Annotated in this window: 1 protein-coding gene; it reads left to right on the top strand. The window is 66.1% G+C overall.

The genetic code is table 11. The features are described from left to right. Positions 1 to 38: 38 nt before the first annotated feature. A partial coding sequence (locus tag GV819_RS32590; protein ID WP_256667711.1) for a Mur ligase domain-containing protein occupies positions 39 to 443 on the top strand: 405 nt, incomplete at its 3' end.

Here is a 443-nt window from a genome sequence, read left to right on the forward strand (position 1 = left end):
GTGTGTAGCGGTGGCACGGGCATAGGGAACGAATCGATATGAAGCACATCGTCAAGAACATCCATTTTGTAGGCATCGGCGGCGCGGGCATGAGCGGCATCGCGGAGGTGCTGCTGAATCTGGGCTACCGCGTGACGGGCTCGGATCTAGGCAGCAGTGCGACCACGCAGCGTCTGGCAACGCTCGGCGCGACGATCATGCAGGGCCACGCGCCGGAACATGTGATCGGCGCCAATGCCGTGGTGGTCTCCACCGCCGTGCGCGGTGACAACCCGGAAGTGCTGGCCGCGCGCGCCAAGCGCATTCCCATCGTGCCGCGTGCGGTGATGCTGGCTGAGCTGATGCGCCTGAAGCAGGGCATTGCCATCGCCGGTACGCACGGCAAGACGACGACCACCAGTCTGGTCGCCTCCGTGCTGGCCGAGGGCGGCCTGGACCCGACG

Source organism: Pseudomonas sp. Fl5BN2, assembly GCF_009908205.1.
In the GTDB taxonomy this organism is placed as follows: Bacteria; Pseudomonadota; Gammaproteobacteria; order Pseudomonadales; family Pseudomonadaceae; genus Aquipseudomonas.